A 19,256-nucleotide genomic window follows, 5' to 3' on the forward strand; every position below is an offset into this window, starting at 1 on the left:
CAATGCCCAAGCCCACCAAGGGACCTCGCCTCGGCGGGTCGTCTTCGCACCAGAAGGCGATCCTGGCCAACCTGGCAACGTCCCTGTTCGAGCACGGCCGGATCAAGACCACCGAGCCCAAGGCGCGGGCGTTGCGGCCGTACGCGGAGAAGCTGATCACCCACGCCAAGAAGGGCACCCTGCACAACCGGCGTGAGGTGCTCAAGAAGATCCGTGACAAGGATGTGGTGCACACCCTGTTCGCGGAGATCGGGCCGTTCTTCTCCGACCGCGACGGCGGCTACACCCGCATCATCAAGGTCGAGAACCGCAAGGGCGACAACGCGCCGATGGCCGTGATCGAGCTGGTGCGGGAGAAGACGGTGACCTCGGAGGCCGACCGGGCACGCCGGGTCGCGGCCCAGCAGGCCACCAAGGCCACCAAGAAGGCTGCGCCCGAGGCGGCCGCGGCGGCGCCGCAGGCGGCGGTGGAGCCCGAGGCGGTGGACGACTCGGCAGCCGAGGAGGCTGCGGCCGACACCTCCGCGGAAGCCACCCCCGAGGCCGCGGCTGCGGCGCCGCAGGCTAGCGTCTCCGACGCCGACCAGGCCACCGACGAGGACGCCGGCCAGGCCACCGACGAGGCCACCGAGAATTAGTGAACTCGTCCGTCTGCGGCTCGATATCGCCTACGACGGAACCGATTTCGCGGGGTGGGCGGCGCAAGCGGAACGGCGCACGGTCGCCGGCGTGCTCGACGAGGCGCTGACGACCATCTTCCGGGCGCCGGTGCGGTTGCGTGCCGCCGGCCGTACCGACGCCGGCGTACACGCCACCGCGCAGGTCGCCCATGCCGACGTTCCCGCCGACGCTCTGCCCAACGGCTACTCGCGATCCGATCGGCCGGGGGACCCGGAATTCGGATCCCTGTTGCGACGGCTGGGCAGGTTTCTGCCAGCTGATGTCCGGGTCACCGATATCGCCCGCGCGCCGGCCGGTTTCGACGCACGGTTTTCAGCGCTTCGCCGCCATTACGTGTATCGGCTGTCGATGGCGCCCTATGGTGCGGAACCCCAGCAGGTGCGTTACGTGACTGCGTGGCCGCGCCCGCTGGACCTGGATGCGATGACCAGCGCATCGCGAGAATTGCTGGGCCTGCATGACTTTGCCGCGTTCTGTCGACACCGCGACGGTGCCACCACCATTCGGGAGCTGCAACGGCTGGACTGGTCACGCGATGGGCATCTGGTCACCGCGCACGTCAGCGCCGACGCGTTCTGCTGGTCCATGGTGCGGTCTCTGGTAGGCGCCCTGCTTGCCGTCGGTGAGCATCGTCGAGACCCGCAGTGGTGCCGTGAACTACTCACTGCGACAGCGCGGTCCAGCGATTTCGCGGCCGCGCCGCCGCAAGGGCTGACGCTGATCGGGGTGGACTACCCGCCGGACGATCAGCTGGAGTCGAGAAACCTGATCACCCGGGATCTGCGCACGCGCTAGCCCGCCGACGGCGGGCGGCCCATGACGGTGAGACGGACTCCGTACCGCGGGCCTGACGCCGCTGAGTGCCGGCCCGAGCTGCCCACCGGCATGCCGCTCAATACGCCGCCGGTTGAGGCAAATTCGGCCGGCTCGACCACGTCACTGACCCATTCGGAGGCGGGTACGGCTTGCGGCGTCAGGCTTGCTCCCGCCCAGCTGGGCGGTACCGACAGCTTGCCGATCGTGCCGGCGCTGCCGGCCGCCGCAGTCACCGCTCCGGTACTGCCCACTGGCGCCGCACCGGCTGCGGCCGCGGCAGCTTCGGGCGCCACGGACGCAGGCAGCAGCCCGGCCGTCTTTGCGGTCGCGGCGAAGAAGCTGGCTATACCGGCACCGAAGAAGGGTAGTCCGAGCGTGTCATAGAAGAAGTTGGCGAATGGTGCGTACCACTCGAGAAAGCGCTCGATCGGCCCAGCGGCGTCCGTCAATGGCGACGCGAGTCCGCTCAACGCGCCCGGCACCATGGCGATCAGTTCCGCCAGTGTCGACTGCGTCGCCCCCGCGGTGGTGGCAGCGGCACGGGTAACGGCATTGGCCTGCGTGGCAGCCGCGCTCGGGCTCGCAGTCTGCGGCGGCGGCGTATAGGGTGTCACCGCCGCGGCGGAGGCCGAGGCGGCGGCATAGCCGTACATGGCCTCTGCATCCTGAGCCCACATTTCGCCGTACTGGGCTTCTACGGCGGCGATGGCGGCGCCGTTGAGACCCAGGAGATTCGTACTGACGAGCGACGTCAGCTGCAAGCGGTTCGCCGCGATCTGCGGCGGGGGCACCGTCGCCAGAAAAGCGGTTTCATACGCGGCCGCGGCGAGGCGCGCCTTGACACCCGATTGCTCAGCCTGGCCGGCCGTGGTGCGCAGCCATGCGACATAGGGTGCGACGGACTCGGCCATCACGGCCGACGATTGTCCCGCCCACTGTTCGCTGCGCAGCAGATCGATCGCTTCCTCGTATTCGCCTGCCGTCGAGGCTAATTCGGCTGCCAACGAACTCCATGACGCCGCGGCGGTCTGCAAGGGTGTCAACCCCGGTCCGGTGTACATGCGCATCGAGTTGATCTCCGGCGGTAGTGTGCCGAAATCCATTGTTCCTCCTCTTTCAGCCCCCAGCCGGCGGGCACGACATCACTCGGTAGCGCCGCCCGTATCTGCGTCGGCCCAGGGCCGCGGTGCGTTGCCTATTCACCGGCCCTATGGCAGGAAACGGGGGACTCGGTGCGGCGCTCGTTGCGGTGAGCATGACCCGGCTCGCAGTCGACTGGGGGCCGGCATCGATCGTCGACACGGACGACGCCCAGCTCGGTGGTACCGAGAGCAAGCCGACCCGAGCCGCCTGGGCCGAGGCCGCCGACGCCGCCGACGTTGCGCTCACCATGGACGGGGTCGCGGCGATGGCGGCGCCGGCAGATGCCGATGCGCTGACCGGCTCGGACAGGAATTGTTGCGCGAACATGGTGCCCAGCTGCAGAATCCCAATGCCGAAGTAGGCCAGACCCCACGTGTCGACCAGCGCGTTCCAGTCTTTGGTGGGAAGTATCGGCAGCCAATGCGACTGCACGGCAACGGCTTTGGCTACCGCTGCGCCCCGCGCGAGCAGGTCGTCCGCGCTGGTGCTCGTTGGCGGCGGTCCGAACGGAGACAGCGCCGAGGCGGCTGCCGAGCTTTCGGCGTAGGTGTACATCGCGGTGGCGTCTTGGGCCCAGAACTCGACGTATTCAGACTCGGCGGCGGCGATCGCACCGGTGTTCTGTCCAAAGAAGTTGGTGGCGATCAACGCCAGCAATAGGAGTCGGTTGGCCGCGATGACCGGCGGCGGCACGGTCATCGCGAAGGCTGCCTCGTATGCCGCGGCGGCGGCCCGCGCTTGCAGGCCGGTCTGCTCGGCCTGCGAAGCAGTCGTCTGCAACCACGCGACATAGGGTTTGGCGGCGGCGACCATGGCAACCGACGAGGGGCCCAGCCAGGCCAGGCCGGTCAGGTCCGAGAGCGCCGCGCTGTACCCGCTGGCCGCCGAGTAGAGTTCGGCCGCCAGGGCGTCCCAGGCGGTTGCCGCGGCCAGCATGGGACCCGGACCCACTCCGGTGTACATGCGACCGGAGTTGATCTCGGGCGGCAGCGCCCCGAACGCGTATGGGTGCACAGGCATGTCAGTAGCGGTCCAGGCCTTCATGGGTAGGGAACACCGGCCTGCTGCGACATCGATGGGTCAGCACTAAGGCGGCCTGGCCAATAATATCCTATTGCAATAATAGTCGCAGGATATAAAAAGCCATCACGATGCTATCGGGATGCCGGCATTACGTGGACGGCGGCGCTGTCGGTGGATAAGCACAGCGAACAGATGAACGCGTCGTGTTTCTGACAGGCCATCATGTCGGGCCTTTCGTAATCGTGAAAGCACACATGACAGTTCAACTGTTCATCCGAGGGGTTACCGTGCTCGTCGTACGAGGGCAGATCGATGCCGTCATCGGTGCGGCGCAGGTAGTACTTACCTCTGGTGCAGATCGCCAGGATCGGTGGCATCACCAACGCAATGGCGATCGCCACCAGCGGAGAATAAGGCCGCAATGACTCACCAAGACCACCGAAGAATGCGATGATCGACAAGCCGGCGGCAAGAAGCATGGACCCGAAGCCAACGGGGTTGACCGCGTACAGCATTCCGCGCCGAAACTCCGGCGAGCGAGGCGACAGGCCGAGCAGGTACTTGTTGAAGGCGATGTCGGATGCGACCGTCACCACCCACGCTATCCCGCAATTCGCGTAGCCGCCCAGAATGGTGTTCAGAAAGTCAAACATGTTGGCTTCCATCAGGATCAACGCGATGCCGAGATTCACCCCGAGGAACAACACGCGTCCGGGGTAGTGCTTGGTGACGCGTGTGAACGAATTGGTCCATGCCAGCGAGCCCGAATAAGCGTTTGTCACATTGATTTTGATCTGGCTGATGACCACCAGAATCACCGCGAGGGTCAGTGCCAGCCAGCCCGGCATGAAATTGCGGTAGATCTGCGTGAACTGGTGCACCGGCACATTGGCTATGTCCGTGGCACCCGCGACATGGGAGATCAGGTAGACCGCCAGGAACAGACCGATGATTTGCTTGATCGCGCCGAAAACGACCCAACCGGGCCCGGCGAGCACCGTCCATGTCCACCACCGGCGTGAATTCTCCGGAGTGCGTGGTGGCATGAAGCGCAGATAGTCGATCTGTTCGGCGATCTGGGCGATCAGCGACAAGCACACACCCGCGGCCAGCAGAGCCGAGCCGAGGTTGACGCCGCCCCCGCCCCGGCTGCCGGGATAGGCCAAGAATTGACCGATGGAATCGGGGTGGCTCAATACCAGGTAGGCAAATGGCGCCACCATCAGTGCCAGCCACAGCGGAGTAGTCCAAAGCTGCAACTGGGAAAGAACTTTCATGCCGTACATCACCAAGGGGAAGATCAGCAAGGTCGAACTGGCGTAACCGAGCCACAACGGAACGTGCAGGCCCAGTTGGAGACCCTGCGCCATGATCGAGCCCTCGAGCGCAAAGAAAATGAAGGTGAAGGTTGCGAAGATCACGTTGGTGACCACCGACCCGTAGTAGCCGAATCCACTGCCGCGGGTGATCAGATCCAGGTCGATGTTGTAACGCGCCGCGTAGTAGGCCAACGGAAACCCGCTGGCCAACACCACCATTGCGAAGATGCCGATGCCCCACAATGCGTTTCCGGTACCGCAGGTGATGCCGACGTTGGCGCCGATCGCGAAGTCCGCAAGGTAGGCGATGCCACCGAGCGCGGATATCCCCACTACCGCGGGCGACCATCTGCGGTAGTGCCGCGGGGCGAACCGCAGCGTGTAATCCTCAAGCGTCTGCGCGGTGGACGCCGTGTTGCCGAGTTCGGATGCGTCGGTGGTCTCGGCTGCGAGCCTCTGCATCGATCCTCCCGGGCGCAAAACTGCCAGTAAACTGCGAAAGCCCTTGGCAATAGCTGAAAGTGAATATTTCGATCAGCGTCATCGGTGAGGTTCGGTGATACTAGCCGTCCTGCAGCCCGCAGTGCCAATTGGCGCTAGAGCTTGCCGGCAACGAAGGTCGCGGCCTCAGTGGTCAGGCCGGGGACGTAACCGAGGTGCGACTTCCACACGTTGCCGTCGGAACATATCGGGTCGCCCTCGTTGCACAGGTTGAGAATCTTGCCGCCGAACTGCGGGCTCAACGCGGTCAACAGCCCTCCGGCCCGGCCGGACGGATTGCCGAACAGGGTGACCGCCGAGACGTGATCGGCGGCTTCGGCCGGCAACGGCTGGGTGAAACCGAGACCGGGTAGCGGGGCGGCGGTGACGATGTCGATGACCGCCGCGCCCTGCGAGTAGCCACCAAGCACCAGTCTCGTGTCAGGGCAGGCGTTGGCCATCTGCTGAACGTGGTCGCTGGCGTCGTTGGCGCCGTCGGCGGCGGCGAGGAAGTCTCTGCTCGCCGGATAATTCACGCCGTAGGCGCCGACGTCGCGGCCGGTCTGCGCGCGCAGTGCCCCCACGAGGGCGTTACCGACGCGACCGAGACCGAGCGGTTCACCGGTGCCGCGGGCGAAGATCACCTCGACGTCTGGGCAGGCCGCGTGCGCGGGTGGCGCCAGCGGCGGGGCGATCAAGAGAGCGGCCGCCGCGAGTACGGCGGCCGCCAACCGACGCAGCGGGACACATCTCATGGCCCCATGCTAGGCGTTACTGACAGGGTGTCAGTGCACCTGAACCACGGGCTGCTGCACCGCGGTGGAGGGAGCGTCGGGCACCTGCGGGACGCTGCCCGGGATCTGCGGAAGCAGCGGCAGCTGACCGGGCATATGTGGGGTGCCGTTCATCAGCTTCGATGCGGCGAAAGCTGCGCCCTGGGTGGTGTACACCGGTACGTAGCCTTCAGTGTGGCCGCTCCATTCATTGCCGGACCCGGCGTGGCAGATCGGGTCCTGCGGATTGCAGTAATCGACGGCTTTGGCCCCCAGCAGGGTGCTCTTGGTCGGCAGTGATCCCCCGGCCCGGTCGGCGATGTCCCCGAATGTGACGACCGCCGCGATGTTGTCGACATACTCCGGCGGCAGGGAGCTGCCCCAGCTGATGCCGCCGATCGGAACGCCGGCCACGATGTCCATCACCGAGGCCCCTTGCGAGTAGCCGCCCAGCACGATCTTGGTGTTAGGGCAGGCGGTCACGGTCGATTTGACGTGTGAGATCACGTCGTTGGCGCCGTCACCACCATGCAGCTGCAACTTGCTCGCCGCATAGTTCACCCCGTAGGTCCTGATGCTCAGGCCGCTGGTCTGCTGGCGCAGCGACTCCACGAAGGCATCACCCACGCGGCCCAGGCCGGGTGCCTCGTTGGTCCCTCGGGCGAAGATGACCTCGGCGTCCGCGCAGTCGTCGGCTCGGGCGGACGGAGCCGCGGCCAGCGCACTGACGGGCAGGACGGCGGCGGACAGGGCTGCAAGGCCTAAGCCGGCCCGACCGGCCAGGCGGATGAAGTGCTGGTACACGCCGAGATTTTACCCGCGACACAGCAGGGCAAAACCCGAGCGGCTGTGGATAACCGGCGAGACAGCTTCGTCGGACGGGCTACGGTGACGGGCGTACCAGGCGACGACAGGGGGAATGAGTGCCTCCGCAGGCGGCAACCTGGCTGCAGGTCAGCGCCAGCCGCTATCTCCTGCACCGTATGGAAGGTGCATTGCTGGGTGCGGACTTCGCGAGGTCGGTCGGACCGCGGCGGGTTTCGCTGGCAATCGGCTGCGGTGTGACGCTGGTCGCCCTGGTGGGTTGCTTGATCGCCAGCCAGCTGTGGCCGCAGCCAGGTCTCGGCGATGCGGGGATGGTGATGGACGAGGCATCGGGAGCGTTGTTTGTGCGGGTCGGCGACACCTGGCATCCGGTGCTCAACCTGGCCTCGGCGCGATTGATCACCGGGACCAGCGTGAATCCGCGGCCGGTACCCGAGTCCCGGCTTTCTCGCACGAAACGCGGCCCTTTGCTTGGTATCCCGGGTGCGCCGCAGTTGTTGACCGCAACGCTGCCGATGACGGAATCGGCCTGGACGGTGTGTGACGGTGACGCAACCGCGGGAACATCGGTGTTCGTCGGGCCGGTATCGGGCCTGCCGGTGGACCGCATCGATGCGCAGCGGGCCGTCCTGGTGGCGGTTGGCGCCGGTGCCCCCGCGTATCTGCTCTATCACGGGCAACGCGCGCTGGTGAATGTTGCCGACCGCGCCATCGTGCGCTCGCTGAGGTTGCAAGAGCACACCCCGCGCATCGTCTCGCAGACTTTGCTGAATGCGCTCACGGAGGGGCCGCCCATCGCGGCGCCCCGCATTCGCGGAGCCGGAGCGCCGGCCGGGGCGTGGCTGCCGGGTTTCCAGGTCGGCAATGTGCTGCGAATCACACGGTCAGCCGGTGACGAGTATTACGTCGTGCTCGACAGCGGAGTCCAGCGAATCAGCCAGATCATCGCGGATGTGCTGCGCTTCAGCGTCTCCCAGGGGTCCGCCGATGTCATCACCGTGCCCCCCGACCTGCTCCGTGCAGCTCCGATCGTCAACACCTTGCCGGTGTCCAAATTTCCGGACCAGGCACCGTCGGATATCGCCGGTGCGGCACTGTGCGTGGCGTGGACCCCTGTTGAATCGGGCCGGCCAGACGTCGTGGTCATGGCGGGCACCGGCACGCGGTTTCCCGTCCCCGTGGCCCTGACGCAGGCCGACGGCCGTGGGCCCGCGGTGGATTCGTTCTCCATCCCGTCCGGCCGCAGCGCCTACGTGGCGTCGGTGAGTCAGACGGGTGACCAGCGCAGGATGGACACGCGCTATCTGGTGACCGAGACCGGGGTGCGGTTCGCCATCCACGACGAAGATGCGGCGCACGCTCTTGGTCTGCCCGCAGCACCGGCGGCCGCGCCGTGGCCCGTGCTGAGCGCGCTGCCGTGCGGGCCGGAACTGAGTCGGGAAAAAGCGTCAGTCGCCCGCGATACGGTCGCCGCGCAACCCTGACCGTCGACGTACCAGCGCCGCCAGCAGCACGACAAGACAGACCGCGGCGCCGCCGAGCGCGCGGTAGCGCCGATCCGGCGGGGTACTGGTCGCGGGCGGCGACACGGTCAGCGGTTTGGGGGCCGCCGGGACGCTCGACGCAGTGGTGTCCGTGCTGACTGCCGCAAGGGCGTCGACCGGGCCGTTGCCGACGAGCGGATCCCAACCCGCGGCCGGATGATGCGCGGTGGCCTCGATGCGTTGCATCACCTGGCGCGCGGTCAGTTCGGGAAAGCGCGCCCGGATCAGGGCCGCGAGCCCGGCGACGAGCGGGGCTGCGTAGCTGGTGCCCGAGATCAGCGCCGGACCGGCGAGGCGGTTCACGATCCCGTCGCCGGCCGGGTCCAGTGACGTCACGCCTTCACCGGTGGCCGCCACATCCACCCAGGGGCCGGCCAGCGTGAACGATGAGGGCGCGCCTCGGGAATCCACCGAACCGACGGTGAGAACGTAGTCGTCGTACCAGGCGGGGCTGACGACCACCGCGACGGTGTCACGGGTGACGTCGGGCGGTTGCGGTGGACATTGCGCCGGACCGCCGGTGTTGCCCGCGGCCGCAACGACAACGGCGTTCTTGGTGTCCACCGCGTAGGCGAGCGCCGCGCCCAGCGCTCGATCATCCGGTGCCTTGGCAGCGGGAGCGCAGGCGACCGAGGAGATGTTGATGACCGATGCACCGAGATCGGCGGCGGTGCGAACAGCCCGGGCCAACGTCGCGACGTCGCCTACACCGGTACCGGACGGGTCGGCGGACGCGACGAACTTTGAGCTCGACTGCCGAATGCTGATCAACGTGACATCCGGGGCCACGCCGGTGAACTTGGGACCTGGTGTGGCGGCGATGATTCCGGCCACGAGTGTGCCATGGGCGTCACAGTCCTGAGTTCCGTCGCCGGTGGCCACGTAATCGCCGCCGCCGATGAGCTCCTTCAGGCGAGGATGTCGGTGAACGCCGGTATCGATGACTGCAACCCGCTGTCCGGCGCCCCGGGTGAGCCGCCAGATCTGCGGCAGATCGAAGCCGGCCAGCTGGGCCGGTACCTCAGCGTTGTCCGGGACTGCCGTCGCCAACGCGCACGTCTGGCGTTGTACGACGCGCTGCGCCGGTGACGGCAAGGCGGCTGCGGGAAGCCACTTTTCGTCGACCGGCGGAGCTGTCACCGCGTGCGCCGGCGGCGTGCCGCACTGGCCAACCAGCACTGCGGTGAGGACCAGGCACGCCGTTCGGCCCGCGCTCACGCCCGGAGGATGTTCAGGCCGCGGACGGCCCCGAACGCGCCACATGTCCAGCACGCCAGCGGGACCACCGCGGCGAGTGCGATGCACCCCAATGCGTGAAGGCTGCGGTCGGCCATCGGCGAAAGCGTCACCACGGGAGCGACGAAGCCCGCGTAGATCGCCACCGCGGCCGCGGTCGCGGCCAGCACCGCGATCCACGGCGCGTGCTTCGGCGCGGCGAGCGCACCGGCACCGAATGCGATTGTGATTGTGCTTATTCCGGCGGTGGCGAACACCGGTCCTCGGGCGCGGTCGGCCCGGGGGTGCCACATCAGCAATACCCCGGTGAGCGTGGCCAGGGCGATGGCCCGCGGTGTTGCCAGTGCCGCGGCAACGGCGCCGGCGGCGGCTGCGGACGCGAAACCGGCGCGCAGGCTGCTCAGCAGGCTGCGGGCTCGCCCGGCGCGGGCCTTCAGTGCGTCTGCGGTTCGCCCGTCGTCCGGGTCCAGTCCGGGCTTCAGGCCGGCCACCCGGATCGACAGTCGCGGTGCCGCCTCGATCAGGCCGAGGCCGGCCAGCGCGGTCAGCGATCCGACGACGTGCGCCGGTGCTCCGGTAACGGCACCAGCCAGTGCCGCTGCCGCGATGATCAGTGCGCAATAAGCGATCGCCGCCAATGCGGTTGCAGCACTTCGATTTACCCGTGTCGCGACGGTGGCAGTGGTGGCCGCGGCCATCGCCGCGAGCAGCACGTGGTGGGCGCCGGGGGCAGCTGGTACCGCGAGCAGGCCGGCGACGGCGGCAATCATCGTGGCGATGACGCTGAGTGTGAGGCCGGCGATCCGGTCGTGGCGAAGCCGCAGTACCAGCACCGCCACGAGCAGGGTCAGGGTTGCGGCGACGGCCGCACCCGCGGCGAGGTTGTCGGCATACTCGCTGGCGTTATACGCGCTCCGTATCAGCGCCAGCGCGCCCACAGCGGTGAAGCAGCCGGCGGCCAGCGCCGCCGTCATCGCGGTCAGCCGGCCGCCGCGGGCCGATTCGGCAAGCGTCGCCGCCACCGCGTCGGCCTCGTCGTCGTAGCGCACCGCTGGGGGCGCGGGCGTCTCACGGCTCAGAACGAGGACCGCCCCGTCGCCAATGCCGTTCTGCCTCAACGTTGTCGAGTTCGGCAGCGGGGATGCCCCGAGCCGGGCCAACCGGTAGCGCGTGGCCGGCGCTGCACCGCCCACGATGTCGACTATCGCCGGGATCAATTCCGCGACGGGCACGGTAGCGGGCAGCGTCAGGTCGATCACGGCGCGGTCGGCGTGTACCGCGACGCGGCGCAGGACCGGATCGGATGCAGACATGGTTGGGACGATAGACGGTTCGTGGGTAGGGCGCATGCACCGTTCACAGCCGAACTGGGCTTGTACACAGATGAATTGCGCTGAGCTGTCGTGCTGCCTAGGTTACCCGGACTATGCCTGCGGTCATCGAGATCGCTGCCCCTCCCGAGGTGCCGCGACCGGCAATGTCGAGTCCGCTGATGCTGCCCGTCGTGATGTCTGTTCTTACAGTGGGCGTCACCGTGGCGGTGTTCGTCAAGGCATCGCCGGGGGCACGCAATCCTGCGTTGCTGGCCATGCCGGTGATGATGCTCGCCTCCCTGGCGCTGACGATCGGGAGGCGCCGTGGCTTGGCGATCAGCATCGACCGGGATGAGTACCTCGCATACTTGCGTGGACTGCGCGACCGAGTCACCGAAGTCGCTGTGACGCAACGTCATTCGATGAAGCTGGCACATCCGGACCCTGACACGCTGTGGACGCTGGTCGGCGGAGCGCGGATGTGGCCGCGACAATCCGCTGATCCGGACTTCTGCCGGGTCAGGGTCGGTCTGGGATGTGTCCCGCTCGCGACCCCGTTGGTCGCCGCGCCGACCCCGTCGGCGCAGCGCTGTGATCCCGTCACCATCCTCGCCCTGCGCCGCTTTGTGCGAACGCATTCCGCCCTGGTCGATGTGCCGGTCGCGATCACACTGGCGGTGGCGGACACCGTCACCGTCGACGGTGACGCGACGATGGTGCGCGGACTGCTCCGCGCGATGATCTGTCAGCTGGCGACATCGCACGCACCACAGCAGTTACGGATCGCCGGCGTCGCGCGCGACCGGTCTGAGTGGGACTGGCTGAAATGGCTTCCGCATAACCAGCACCCCGTCGCCGCGGACCGGGCCGGGCCGGCGCGGATGATGTACCGAAGCGCCGCCGAAGCGCACGCCGCGCTGGCAGCGGTTGTGTCGCCGCGGGTGGTGGTGGTCATCGACGGCCCGGACGGCGACGACAGCGCGCTTGCCGGGGCGACGGTGCTGCGGGTCGGCGGGCACGCGACGTCATTGATGATTCGTCATGCAGACGGCAAGGAAATACCGGCAACACCGGACTTTCTCGACCGTCACGACGCTGTGGTATTCGCGCGTCGGATGGCCGGTTTTGCGGGCGCGTCGCCGCAACGGCCGTATGACTGGACCCACCTGGTCGGCATCGAACCGCTCACCGGATTCGACCCTGTGACATTGTGGCGCAACCAAGACCGCCGGGAGCGACTGCGTGTCCCGATCGGAGCCACACCCGACGGTCGGCCGGTCGAGTTGGACATCAAGGAGGCCGCCGAGCGCGGTACGGGTCCACACGGTCTGTGCGTAGGCGCTACGGGATCGGGCAAGTCGGAGCTGTTGCGCACCATCGCTCTGGGCATGATGGCGCGTAACTCGCCCGCGGTGCTCAATTTGCTGCTCATCGACTTCAAAGGTGGAGCAACCTTTCTCGACCTCGCCAGCGCGCCGCACGTGGCGGCCGTGATCACCAACCTCGCCGACGAAGCGCCGCTGGTGGTGCGGATGCGCGACGCGCTTGCCGGTGAGATGAACCGTCGTCAACAGCTGCTCCGCGCAGCTGGCAATGTCATCAGCGTCGCGGCTTATGAACAATCTCGCGGGGCCGGGTCGGAGCCGCTGCCGACGTTGTTCATCATCGTCGACGAGTTTTCCGAACTGCTCAGTCAGCATCCGGATTTCGCCGACACGTTCGTTGCGATCGGACGACTGGGCCGCTCGCTGGGGATGCATTTGTTGCTGGCAAGCCAGCGGCTCGAGGAGGGACGGTTGCGGGGGTTGGACGCTCACCTGTCCTACCGGATGTGCCTGAAGACGCTGTCTGCCGGCGAATCGCGCGCGGTGCTGGGCATCCCGGATGCCTACGAGCTGCCGCTGCATCCGGGCGCCGGCTTCCTGCGGACCGCGAGCGGGGAACTCACTCGGTTTCAGGCGGCGTATGTCTCGGGCACCGAGCGGGCCGGCGGTGTCGAGAGTCCGTCATCGATCGCGGTGGGCCGGTTCACCGCCGAAGCCGTGGGGGCCCAGACCCCGGTGGCGACCGCACCGGGTCGGTCTGTGCTGCGGACGGTTTTGGAGCGACTGCAGCACCAGGCGCCGCCCGCCCATCAGGTGTGGTTGCCACCGCTGGACGGCCCGCCGTTGTTGCGTGATCTGCTGAAGGACTGCAGGCCAACACCTTTGACAGCTCCGATCGGGATCGTCGACCGGCCCTTCGACCAGTGCCGGACACCGCTGACGGTGGATCTGTCCGGTGGTGCCGGCAACGTTGGGGTCGTGGGAGCACCCAGATCAGGAAAATCGACCGCACTTGGCACCCTGATCACCGCACTGGCCGCCACTCATGATCCCGGACAGGTGCAGTTCTACTGCCTGGACTTCGGCGGCGGTGAGCTGTCCGCGGTGCGCGACATGGCGCATGTCGGCGCGGTCGCCGATCGGTCCCGGCCCGAACTCGTCCGGCGCGTGGTCGCTGAAATGGAGTCGGCCGTGCATGATCGCCAAGCCTTCGTTCGCGACGGCGGGACGCTCGGATCGTTCGCCCATCTGTTTCTCGTCGTCGACGGGTGGGCCGGCCTGCGCCAGGAATTCGACGCGGCCGCGGAGACCATCACCGCGCTTGCAGCCCAAGGACTTTCGTACCGAGTGCACATCGTGTTGACGGCGACCCGCTGGGCGGAATTCCGGCCGGCGCTCAAGGATCAACTCGGTACCCGTATCGAACTGCGGCTAGGCGATGCCGCGGATTCCGAGGTCGATCGCCGGCAGGCCCGCCTGGTGCCGATCGACCGTCCCGGTCGCGGCCTTTGTGGCGACGGCAAGCACATGCTGATCGCCCTGCCCGTCCGGGACGGACTCGCGCTGTGCCGGAGCGGGCGCGCAGCGCCTCCGATACCGTTGCTGCCCAGCGAAGTCGACTACCAGACAGTGATCTGCGCCGACCAACACCGAGACGACATCGTCATCGGCCTCAGCGAGTGTAAATTGCGCTCTGTTGCACTAGATTTCGGAGCCGATCCGCACCTGCTGATCCTGGGCGACAATGGCTGCGGCAAGACCGCTGTGCTGCGCACACTGTGCCGCGAGATCGTCCGCACCCGGACCCCGGCCCAGGCCCGGCTCATGCTTGTCGACTTCCGGCGCACCCTGCTCGGTGTCGTCGAGTCCGATCATCTCGGCGGCTACGCCATGTCGCCTGCGGCCTTGAGTGCTGTGGTAGCGGACGTGGTCGAACGGCTGCGGGCACGGATGCCCGCCGCCGAGGTCAGCCCGACCCAACTGCGCGCCCGATCCTGGTGGACCGGTCCCGACCTCTACATCGTGGTCGACGACTACGATCTGGTCGCCGGCTCGGCCGCACAACCGCTACTGCAACTGCTCGAATATCTGCCTTACTCAGCAGATCTGGGGTTGCATGTGATTGTGGCCAGGCGTAGCGGAGGCGCGGCGCGGGCGCTGTTCGAGCCGCTGCTGGCCGGCCTGCGTGAACTTGGCTCTATGGGACTGGTGATGAGCGGGCGCTCCGAAGAGGGGGTTCTGCTCGGATCGAGGCCACCGGTCCCGCTGCCGCCCGGACGCGGCACGTTGATCACCCGGCCCGGCATCGACGAGCTGATTCAGGTCGCCTGGAGCCCACCGGCATGACCGCGCACCGCGCCGTTGTCGTTGCGGGTCCCGGAGTCGTCCGCCGACCATGTTGCGGGACAACAGAAATCAGCGACTGTCTGGTGGCCGCTGTAGACGCGATCGACGACCCGGTGGCGCTGGTGGACGAGCGGCCGATCGCTGTCGATGCGCTGTGGTGCGCTGTGCTGCGCTCGCTGGCCGACGGGCATTGCGGCATGACCGTCGTACATCCGTCATGGTGGCCGGCGTCGCGCACCGCTGTGGTCACCGCGGCCGCGCGGGCGGTGGGGGGCGACGACGCCGAGGTGCGGCCGCGGTCATGGTTGCTGACACAACATCCGTCGGTGCTGGTGGAGATCGCCGAACGCCTGGTGGCGATCACGGCACGCGAGCTGGTGGCCGTGCCACGGCTCACCGACGAGCAAGCCGTCGCCCGTGAGGTCGGCCGCGTCGTCTCAACTTCGCACCAGGACAACGTGCTGATCGACGCACCGGGTGCGGTCTGCGGAGCGCCGCAGCTGGCAGCGTTGATCGCCGGCGTGGTCGGGGCCGGACGGACCGTCACGACCGTCGACGACGAGGAACTGGATCGACTGGTCAGCGCCGCAGCGCTGATTCCCGGCGCAACGGAAGAACCGGTGCCGGGTCCGCGGTCCAGTGGCCGACCGGTCGTGCGGCTGGTGCTCGCGGGCGCCGCCGCGTCGATGGTGGGTTTGGCAGTGGCCGCCGGGCGCTTCGAGAATCCGCGCCCGACCACCGAAGAGGCGGCGACGACGGTTTTGGTGGAGGGCCGTGTGGCGTTGACCGTCCCGGCGAGCTGGCCGGCGCGGCGCGTGCTCGGCGGGCCCGGTTCGGCGCGACTGCAGCTCACTTCGCCGTCAGATCCCGAGACGGCGTTGCTGGTCACGCAAACACCCACGCCCGGCGAAACGCCGGCCGGGTCCGCCGAGCGGTTGCGAAGGGCCCTGGATGCCGAACGGGCCGGCGTGTTCGTCGACTTCAACCCTGCCGGGAACAGTGCGGGCCGGCCGGCGGTGACCTACCGCGAAGTCCGCACGGCACACGAGGTGCGGTGGTCGGTGTTCCTCGACGGATCGGTGCGAATCAGTGTCGGATGCCAGAGCAGTCCCGCGGACTGGGACGCCGTCCGCGCTGCCTGCGATCAGGCCGTGCGCACCGCACACGCGCTGGACTGAGCTTCGGAAAATTGCGGGAACCAAACCGGCCCGTGCGCGGTCGAATCTATCGACAGACAGGAGAAGAACATGACCACGCCGGTCACCACCCACGAACTGAACGCCGACTTCGACCTGATGAGATCGGTCGCTGCCACCACCGATGTCCGTAACGAGGAAATCCGGGCCATGTTGCACGCTTTCATCGGCCGGGTAGGCAGTGTGCCGCCTTCGGTCTGGGGCGGCCCTGCCGCGGCACGCTTCAAGGAGGTGGTGGATCGCTGGAACGCCGAGTCCACGCGGCTTCATCACGTGCTCGCGTCCATCGCCGAAACGATCCGGAGCAACGAGGCCACACTGCGGCAAGCCGGGCAGAGTCATGCCGATCACATCGCCGCGGCCGGCGGCAGGCTCTGAGGAGGAGAGCAGCGATGGATGCGGGGCTCTCGTACAACTTTGATGCCATCGAACACACCGTTCGGCAGGAGATTCACACCACCGCGGCACGCCTGAACGCCGCGCTCGAGGAGCTGCGGGCGCAGATCGCGCCGCTGCAGCAACTGTGGACGCGGCAGGCGGCCGCGGCCTACCAGGTCGAACAGCTCAATTGGCACCGCGCGGCCACCGCGCTCAACGAGATTCTCGTCGAGTTGGGGCACGCGGTCCGCGACGGCGCCGACGAGGTGGCCGCCGCAGACCGCCGCGCGGCCGGCAGCTGGCGGTGCTAGTGATTTTGACCTGCGGGGATACGCCTCGGTAAGCTGCTCCGTTGGCGTGCGGGTACCTACGGGTACATAGGGTCCTCGGGTCACTGTCGGTCGCCGAGACCAGCCTTAACCACGCCTGACCGGCCCCCGGTTCGCACCGGGATCCACCCGAGAGAAGAGAAGGTAAGCGCCGTGCCCACATACGCGCCCAAGGCGGGTGACACCACGAGGTCGTGGTATGTCATCGACGCCACGGACGTCGTGCTTGGCCGCCTTGCCGTCGCAGCGGCGAACCTGCTGCGTGGCAAGCACAAGCCCACGTTCGCGCCCAACGTCGACGGCGGTGACTTCGTCATCGTCATCAACGCCGACAAGGTCGCCATCAGCGGCGACAAACTGCAGAGCAAGATGGCCTACAACCACTCGGGGTATCCCGGCGGTCTGCGCAAGCGCAGCATCGGTGAGCTGCTGGAAAAGCACCCCGACCGGGTGGTGGAGAAGGCGATCGTCGGCATGTTGCCCAAGAACAAGCTGAGCCGTCAGATCCAGAAGAAGCTGCGCGTCTACGCAGGCCCGGAGCATCCCCACACCGCTCAACAGCCGGTTCCGTTCGAGATCAAGCAGGTGGCGCAGTGACCGAGACCAGTTTGGAAACCACCGACGTCGCTGAAGCCGTGGTCGAGAGTGAGTCGTTCGTCTTCGAGCGTCCTATCCAGACCGTCGGCCGCCGCAAGGAGGCCGTGGTACGGGTGCGCCTGGTGCCCGGCACCGGCAAGTTCGACCTCAACGGACGCAGCCTGGAGGACTACTTCCCGAACAAGGTGCACCAGCAGCTGATCAAGGCGCCGCTGGTCACCGTGGAGCGGTTGGACAGCTACGACATCTACGCCCTGCTGCACGGCGGCGGCCCGTCCGGGCAGGCCGGCGCGCTGCGTCTGGGCATCGCCCGTGCACTGATCGTGGCAAACCCCGAGGACAGGCCGGCGCTGAAGAAGGCCGGCTTCCTGACTCGTGACCCGCGCGCCACCGAACGCAAGAAGTACGGCCTCAAGAAGGCCCGCAAGGCGCCTCAGTACAGCAAGCGCTGATCAGGGGCCACTTTTTGGCTGCGAGCGGGCATCATTCGGCGTGTCGCGCGGCTGGTCCGCTCGCTCGCAGCCAACAGTGGGTATGTGCACAGTGCACAAATGTGAGCCAACTGTGAGAGGTTTGTCCGCATGGGTCGACTATTCGGCACCGACGGCGTCCGCGGAGTCGCCAATCGCGAGTTGACCGCCGAGCTGGCGCTCGCGCTGGGCGCCGCCGCGGCACGTCACCTGGCGAGTTCAAGCGGCCCCGGCCGGCGCGTCGCTGTGATCGGCCGCGATCCGCGGGCCAGCGGCGAGATGCTCGAGGCCGCGGTCATCGCGGGTTTGAGCAGCGAAGGCGTGGACGCGCTGCGGGTCGGGGTGCTCCCGACACCGGCGGTGGCGTATCTGACCGGAGCCTACGACGCCGATTTCGGCGTGATGATCTCGGCGTCGCACAACCCGATGCCCGACAACGGCATCAAAATTTTCGGTCCCGGTGGCCACAAACTGGACGATGACACCGAAGACCAGATCGAGAACCTGGTCGCTGCGGGCCCCGGACTGCGTCCCGTCGGCGCGGGGATCGGCCGGGTCGTCGACGCCGAGGACGCCGCCGAACGCTACCTGCGCCATGTCGGTAAAGCCAGCACCCACCGGCTGGACGGGCTGACCGTGGTGGTCGACTGCGCCCACGGCGCGGCCTCCGTGGCGGCACCGAACGCCTACCGCGCCGCCGGTGCGCGGGTCATCGCGATCAACGCCGAACCCAACGGCCTCAACATCAACGAGCGCTGCGGCTCCACCCACCTGGACGCGTTGCGGGCGGCCGTCGTCGCGCATCGCGCCGACCTGGGCCTCGCCCACGACGGAGACGCCGACCGCTGCCTGGCTGTGGACGCCAACGGCGAACTTGTCGACGGCGACACCATCATGGTGGTGCTGGCCCTGGCCATGAAGGAGGCCGGCGAGCTGGCCTCCGACACGCTGGTGGCGACGGTGATGAGCAACCTCGGCCTGCACCTGGCCATGCGTGCGGCCGGGGTGACCGTTCGCACCACCGGCGTCGGAGACCGCTATGTACTCGAGGAACTGCGCGCCGGCGATTACAGCCTCGGCGGCGAGCAATCCGGCCACATCGTCATGCCGGCACTGGGCTCAACCGGCGACGGCATCGTCACCGGCCTGCGCTTGATGACGCGCATGGTCCAAACTGGTTCATCACTGGCCACGTTGGCCTCGGCGATGCAGACCCTGCCGCAGGTGCTCATCAACGTACAGGTGGCCGACAAGGCCAACGCCGCTGCTGCGCCCTCGGTACAGACCGCCGTGCGGGAGGCCGAGGCCGAGCTTGGCGACACCGGGCGAATCCTGTTGCGGCCCTCGGGAACCGAGCCTTTGATCCGCGTCATGGTGGAGGCGGCGGACGAGGACATTGCGCGGCGGCTGGCCACGGGAGTGGCCGACGCGGTCAGCGCCGCCGGCTAGAAACCCGGTGGAA

17 protein-coding genes are annotated in these 19,256 nt (G+C 67.7%); 10 read left to right on the forward strand and 7 right to left on the reverse strand.

The window, feature by feature from the left end:
- Window positions 1-2: 2 nt before the first annotated feature.
- Together rplQ and truA are read left to right on the forward strand one after the other, a co-directional pair.
- Window positions 3-638, forward strand: coding sequence for a 50S ribosomal protein L17 (gene rplQ, locus ACX9NE_RS22490; RefSeq protein ID WP_459363279.1), 636 nt, complete (start codon window positions 3-5; stop codon window positions 636-638).
- Window positions 634-1,476 carry a tRNA pseudouridine(38-40) synthase TruA gene (gene truA, locus ACX9NE_RS22495; RefSeq protein ID WP_459363335.1) on the forward strand — a complete coding sequence of 281 codons (843 nt, stop codon included), beginning with the start codon at window positions 634-636 and terminating at the stop codon, window positions 1,474-1,476. The genes rplQ and truA overlap by 5 nt, the downstream gene beginning before the upstream one ends.
- Here the strand turns inward: truA and ACX9NE_RS22500 are convergent.
- From ACX9NE_RS22500 to ACX9NE_RS22520, 5 genes are all read right to left on the reverse strand, one after another.
- Window positions 1,473-2,600 (reverse strand): PPE family protein, encoded by a 1,128-nt coding sequence (locus ACX9NE_RS22500; RefSeq protein ID WP_459363280.1) that lies wholly within the window; start codon window positions 2,598-2,600, stop codon window positions 1,473-1,475. The genes truA and ACX9NE_RS22500 overlap by 4 nt on opposite strands.
- 13 nt (window positions 2,601-2,613) lie before the next feature.
- Complete coding sequence (locus tag ACX9NE_RS22505) at window positions 2,614-3,660, reverse strand: PPE family protein (protein WP_459363281.1); 1,047 nt, start codon at window positions 3,658-3,660, stop codon at window positions 2,614-2,616.
- 134 nt (window positions 3,661-3,794) lie between these two features.
- Entirely contained in the window at window positions 3,795-5,444 is a 1,650-nt protein-coding gene (locus tag ACX9NE_RS22510) for a purine-cytosine permease family protein (protein WP_459363282.1), read from the reverse strand.
- Between the two features lie 134 nt (window positions 5,445-5,578).
- Window positions 5,579-6,217: a cutinase family protein gene (locus ACX9NE_RS22515; protein ID WP_459363283.1), complete on the reverse strand. Its 639-nt coding sequence runs from the start codon at window positions 6,215-6,217 to the stop codon at window positions 5,579-5,581.
- A 30-nt stretch (window positions 6,218-6,247) separates the two neighbouring features.
- Entirely contained in the window at window positions 6,248-7,039 is a 792-nt protein-coding gene (locus ACX9NE_RS22520; RefSeq protein ID WP_459363284.1) for a cutinase family protein, read from the reverse strand.
- 119 nt (window positions 7,040-7,158) lie between these two features.
- On the opposite strand from ACX9NE_RS22520, the gene eccB reads away from it, so the two are divergent.
- The gene (eccB, locus tag ACX9NE_RS22525; protein WP_459363285.1) at window positions 7,159-8,544 is read left to right on the forward strand and encodes a type VII secretion protein EccB; all 1,386 of its coding nucleotides are present in this window, start codon (window positions 7,159-7,161) and stop codon (window positions 8,542-8,544) included.
- On the opposite strand, the gene mycP is transcribed toward eccB, so the two are convergent.
- Window positions 8,509-9,822: a type VII secretion-associated serine protease mycosin gene (gene mycP, locus ACX9NE_RS22530; protein ID WP_459363286.1), complete on the reverse strand. Its 1,314-nt coding sequence runs from the start codon at window positions 9,820-9,822 to the stop codon at window positions 8,509-8,511. The two genes, eccB and mycP, sit on opposite strands and share 36 nt — an antisense overlap.
- Window positions 9,819-11,153: a type VII secretion integral membrane protein EccD gene (gene eccD, locus ACX9NE_RS22535; RefSeq protein ID WP_459363287.1), complete on the reverse strand. Its 1,335-nt coding sequence runs from the start codon at window positions 11,151-11,153 to the stop codon at window positions 9,819-9,821. The genes mycP and eccD overlap by 4 nt, the downstream gene beginning before the upstream one ends.
- Window positions 11,154-11,266: 113 nt before the next feature.
- Here eccD and eccCa point away from each other — a divergent pair, with 113 nt between their 5' ends.
- The 7 genes from eccCa (at window position 11,267) to glmM (ending at window position 19,243) form a co-directional block, all read left to right on the forward strand.
- On the forward strand, window positions 11,267-14,824 hold the full coding sequence (gene eccCa, locus ACX9NE_RS22540; protein WP_459363288.1) for a type VII secretion protein EccCa: 3,558 nt from the start codon (window positions 11,267-11,269) through the stop codon (window positions 14,822-14,824).
- Window positions 14,821-16,002, forward strand: a complete 1,182-nt coding sequence (locus tag ACX9NE_RS22545) for a type VII secretion-associated protein (RefSeq protein ID WP_459363289.1) — start codon at window positions 14,821-14,823, stop codon at window positions 16,000-16,002. Before eccCa ends, ACX9NE_RS22545 begins: the two co-directional genes overlap by 4 nt.
- A 69-nt stretch (window positions 16,003-16,071) precedes the next feature.
- The gene (locus ACX9NE_RS22550; RefSeq protein WP_459363290.1) at window positions 16,072-16,398 is read left to right on the forward strand and encodes a WXG100 family type VII secretion target; all 327 of its coding nucleotides are present in this window, start codon (window positions 16,072-16,074) and stop codon (window positions 16,396-16,398) included.
- 14 nt (window positions 16,399-16,412) lie between these two features.
- Complete coding sequence (locus ACX9NE_RS22555) at window positions 16,413-16,709, forward strand: WXG100 family type VII secretion target (RefSeq protein WP_459363291.1); 297 nt, start codon at window positions 16,413-16,415, stop codon at window positions 16,707-16,709.
- Window positions 16,710-16,880: 171 nt separating this feature from the next.
- Window positions 16,881-17,324, forward strand: coding sequence for a 50S ribosomal protein L13 (gene rplM / locus ACX9NE_RS22560; RefSeq protein WP_459363292.1), 444 nt, complete (start codon window positions 16,881-16,883; stop codon window positions 17,322-17,324).
- Window positions 17,321-17,776 (forward strand): 30S ribosomal protein S9, encoded by a 456-nt coding sequence (rpsI, locus tag ACX9NE_RS22565; RefSeq protein ID WP_459363293.1) that lies wholly within the window; start codon window positions 17,321-17,323, stop codon window positions 17,774-17,776. Before rplM ends, rpsI begins: the two co-directional genes overlap by 4 nt.
- A gap of 129 nt (window positions 17,777-17,905) precedes the next feature.
- On the forward strand, window positions 17,906-19,243 hold the full coding sequence (glmM, locus tag ACX9NE_RS22570; RefSeq protein ID WP_459363294.1) for a phosphoglucosamine mutase: 1,338 nt from the start codon (window positions 17,906-17,908) through the stop codon (window positions 19,241-19,243).
- Window positions 19,244-19,256: the final 13 nt, after the last annotated feature.

Source organism: Mycobacterium sp. ML4 (genome assembly GCF_054515735.1).

Excerpts from the sequence above, each read along its gene's own strand:
- rplQ (WP_459363279.1), top strand. The coding sequence starts at position 3 with ATGCCCAAGCCCACCAAGGGACCTCGCCTCGGCGGGTCGTCTTCGCAC.
- ACX9NE_RS22500 (WP_459363280.1), bottom strand. The coding sequence starts at position 2,600 with ATGGATTTCGGCACACTACCGCCGGAGATCAACTCGATGCGCATGTAC.
- ACX9NE_RS22505 (WP_459363281.1), bottom strand. The coding sequence starts at position 3,660 with ATGCCTGTGCACCCATACGCGTTCGGGGCGCTGCCGCCCGAGATCAAC.
- ACX9NE_RS22510 (WP_459363282.1), bottom strand. The coding sequence starts at position 5,444 with ATGCAGAGGCTCGCAGCCGAGACCACCGACGCATCCGAACTCGGCAAC.
- ACX9NE_RS22515 (WP_459363283.1), bottom strand. The coding sequence starts at position 6,217 with ATGAGATGTGTCCCGCTGCGTCGGTTGGCGGCCGCCGTACTCGCGGCG.
- eccD (WP_459363287.1), bottom strand. The coding sequence starts at position 11,153 with ATGTCTGCATCCGATCCGGTCCTGCGCCGCGTCGCGGTACACGCCGAC.
- eccCa (WP_459363288.1), top strand. The coding sequence starts at position 11,267 with ATGCCTGCGGTCATCGAGATCGCTGCCCCTCCCGAGGTGCCGCGACCG.
- ACX9NE_RS22545 (WP_459363289.1), top strand. The coding sequence starts at position 14,821 with ATGACCGCGCACCGCGCCGTTGTCGTTGCGGGTCCCGGAGTCGTCCGC.
- ACX9NE_RS22550 (WP_459363290.1), top strand. The coding sequence starts at position 16,072 with ATGACCACGCCGGTCACCACCCACGAACTGAACGCCGACTTCGACCTG.
- ACX9NE_RS22555 (WP_459363291.1), top strand. The coding sequence starts at position 16,413 with ATGGATGCGGGGCTCTCGTACAACTTTGATGCCATCGAACACACCGTT.
- glmM (WP_459363294.1), top strand. The coding sequence starts at position 17,906 with ATGGGTCGACTATTCGGCACCGACGGCGTCCGCGGAGTCGCCAATCGC.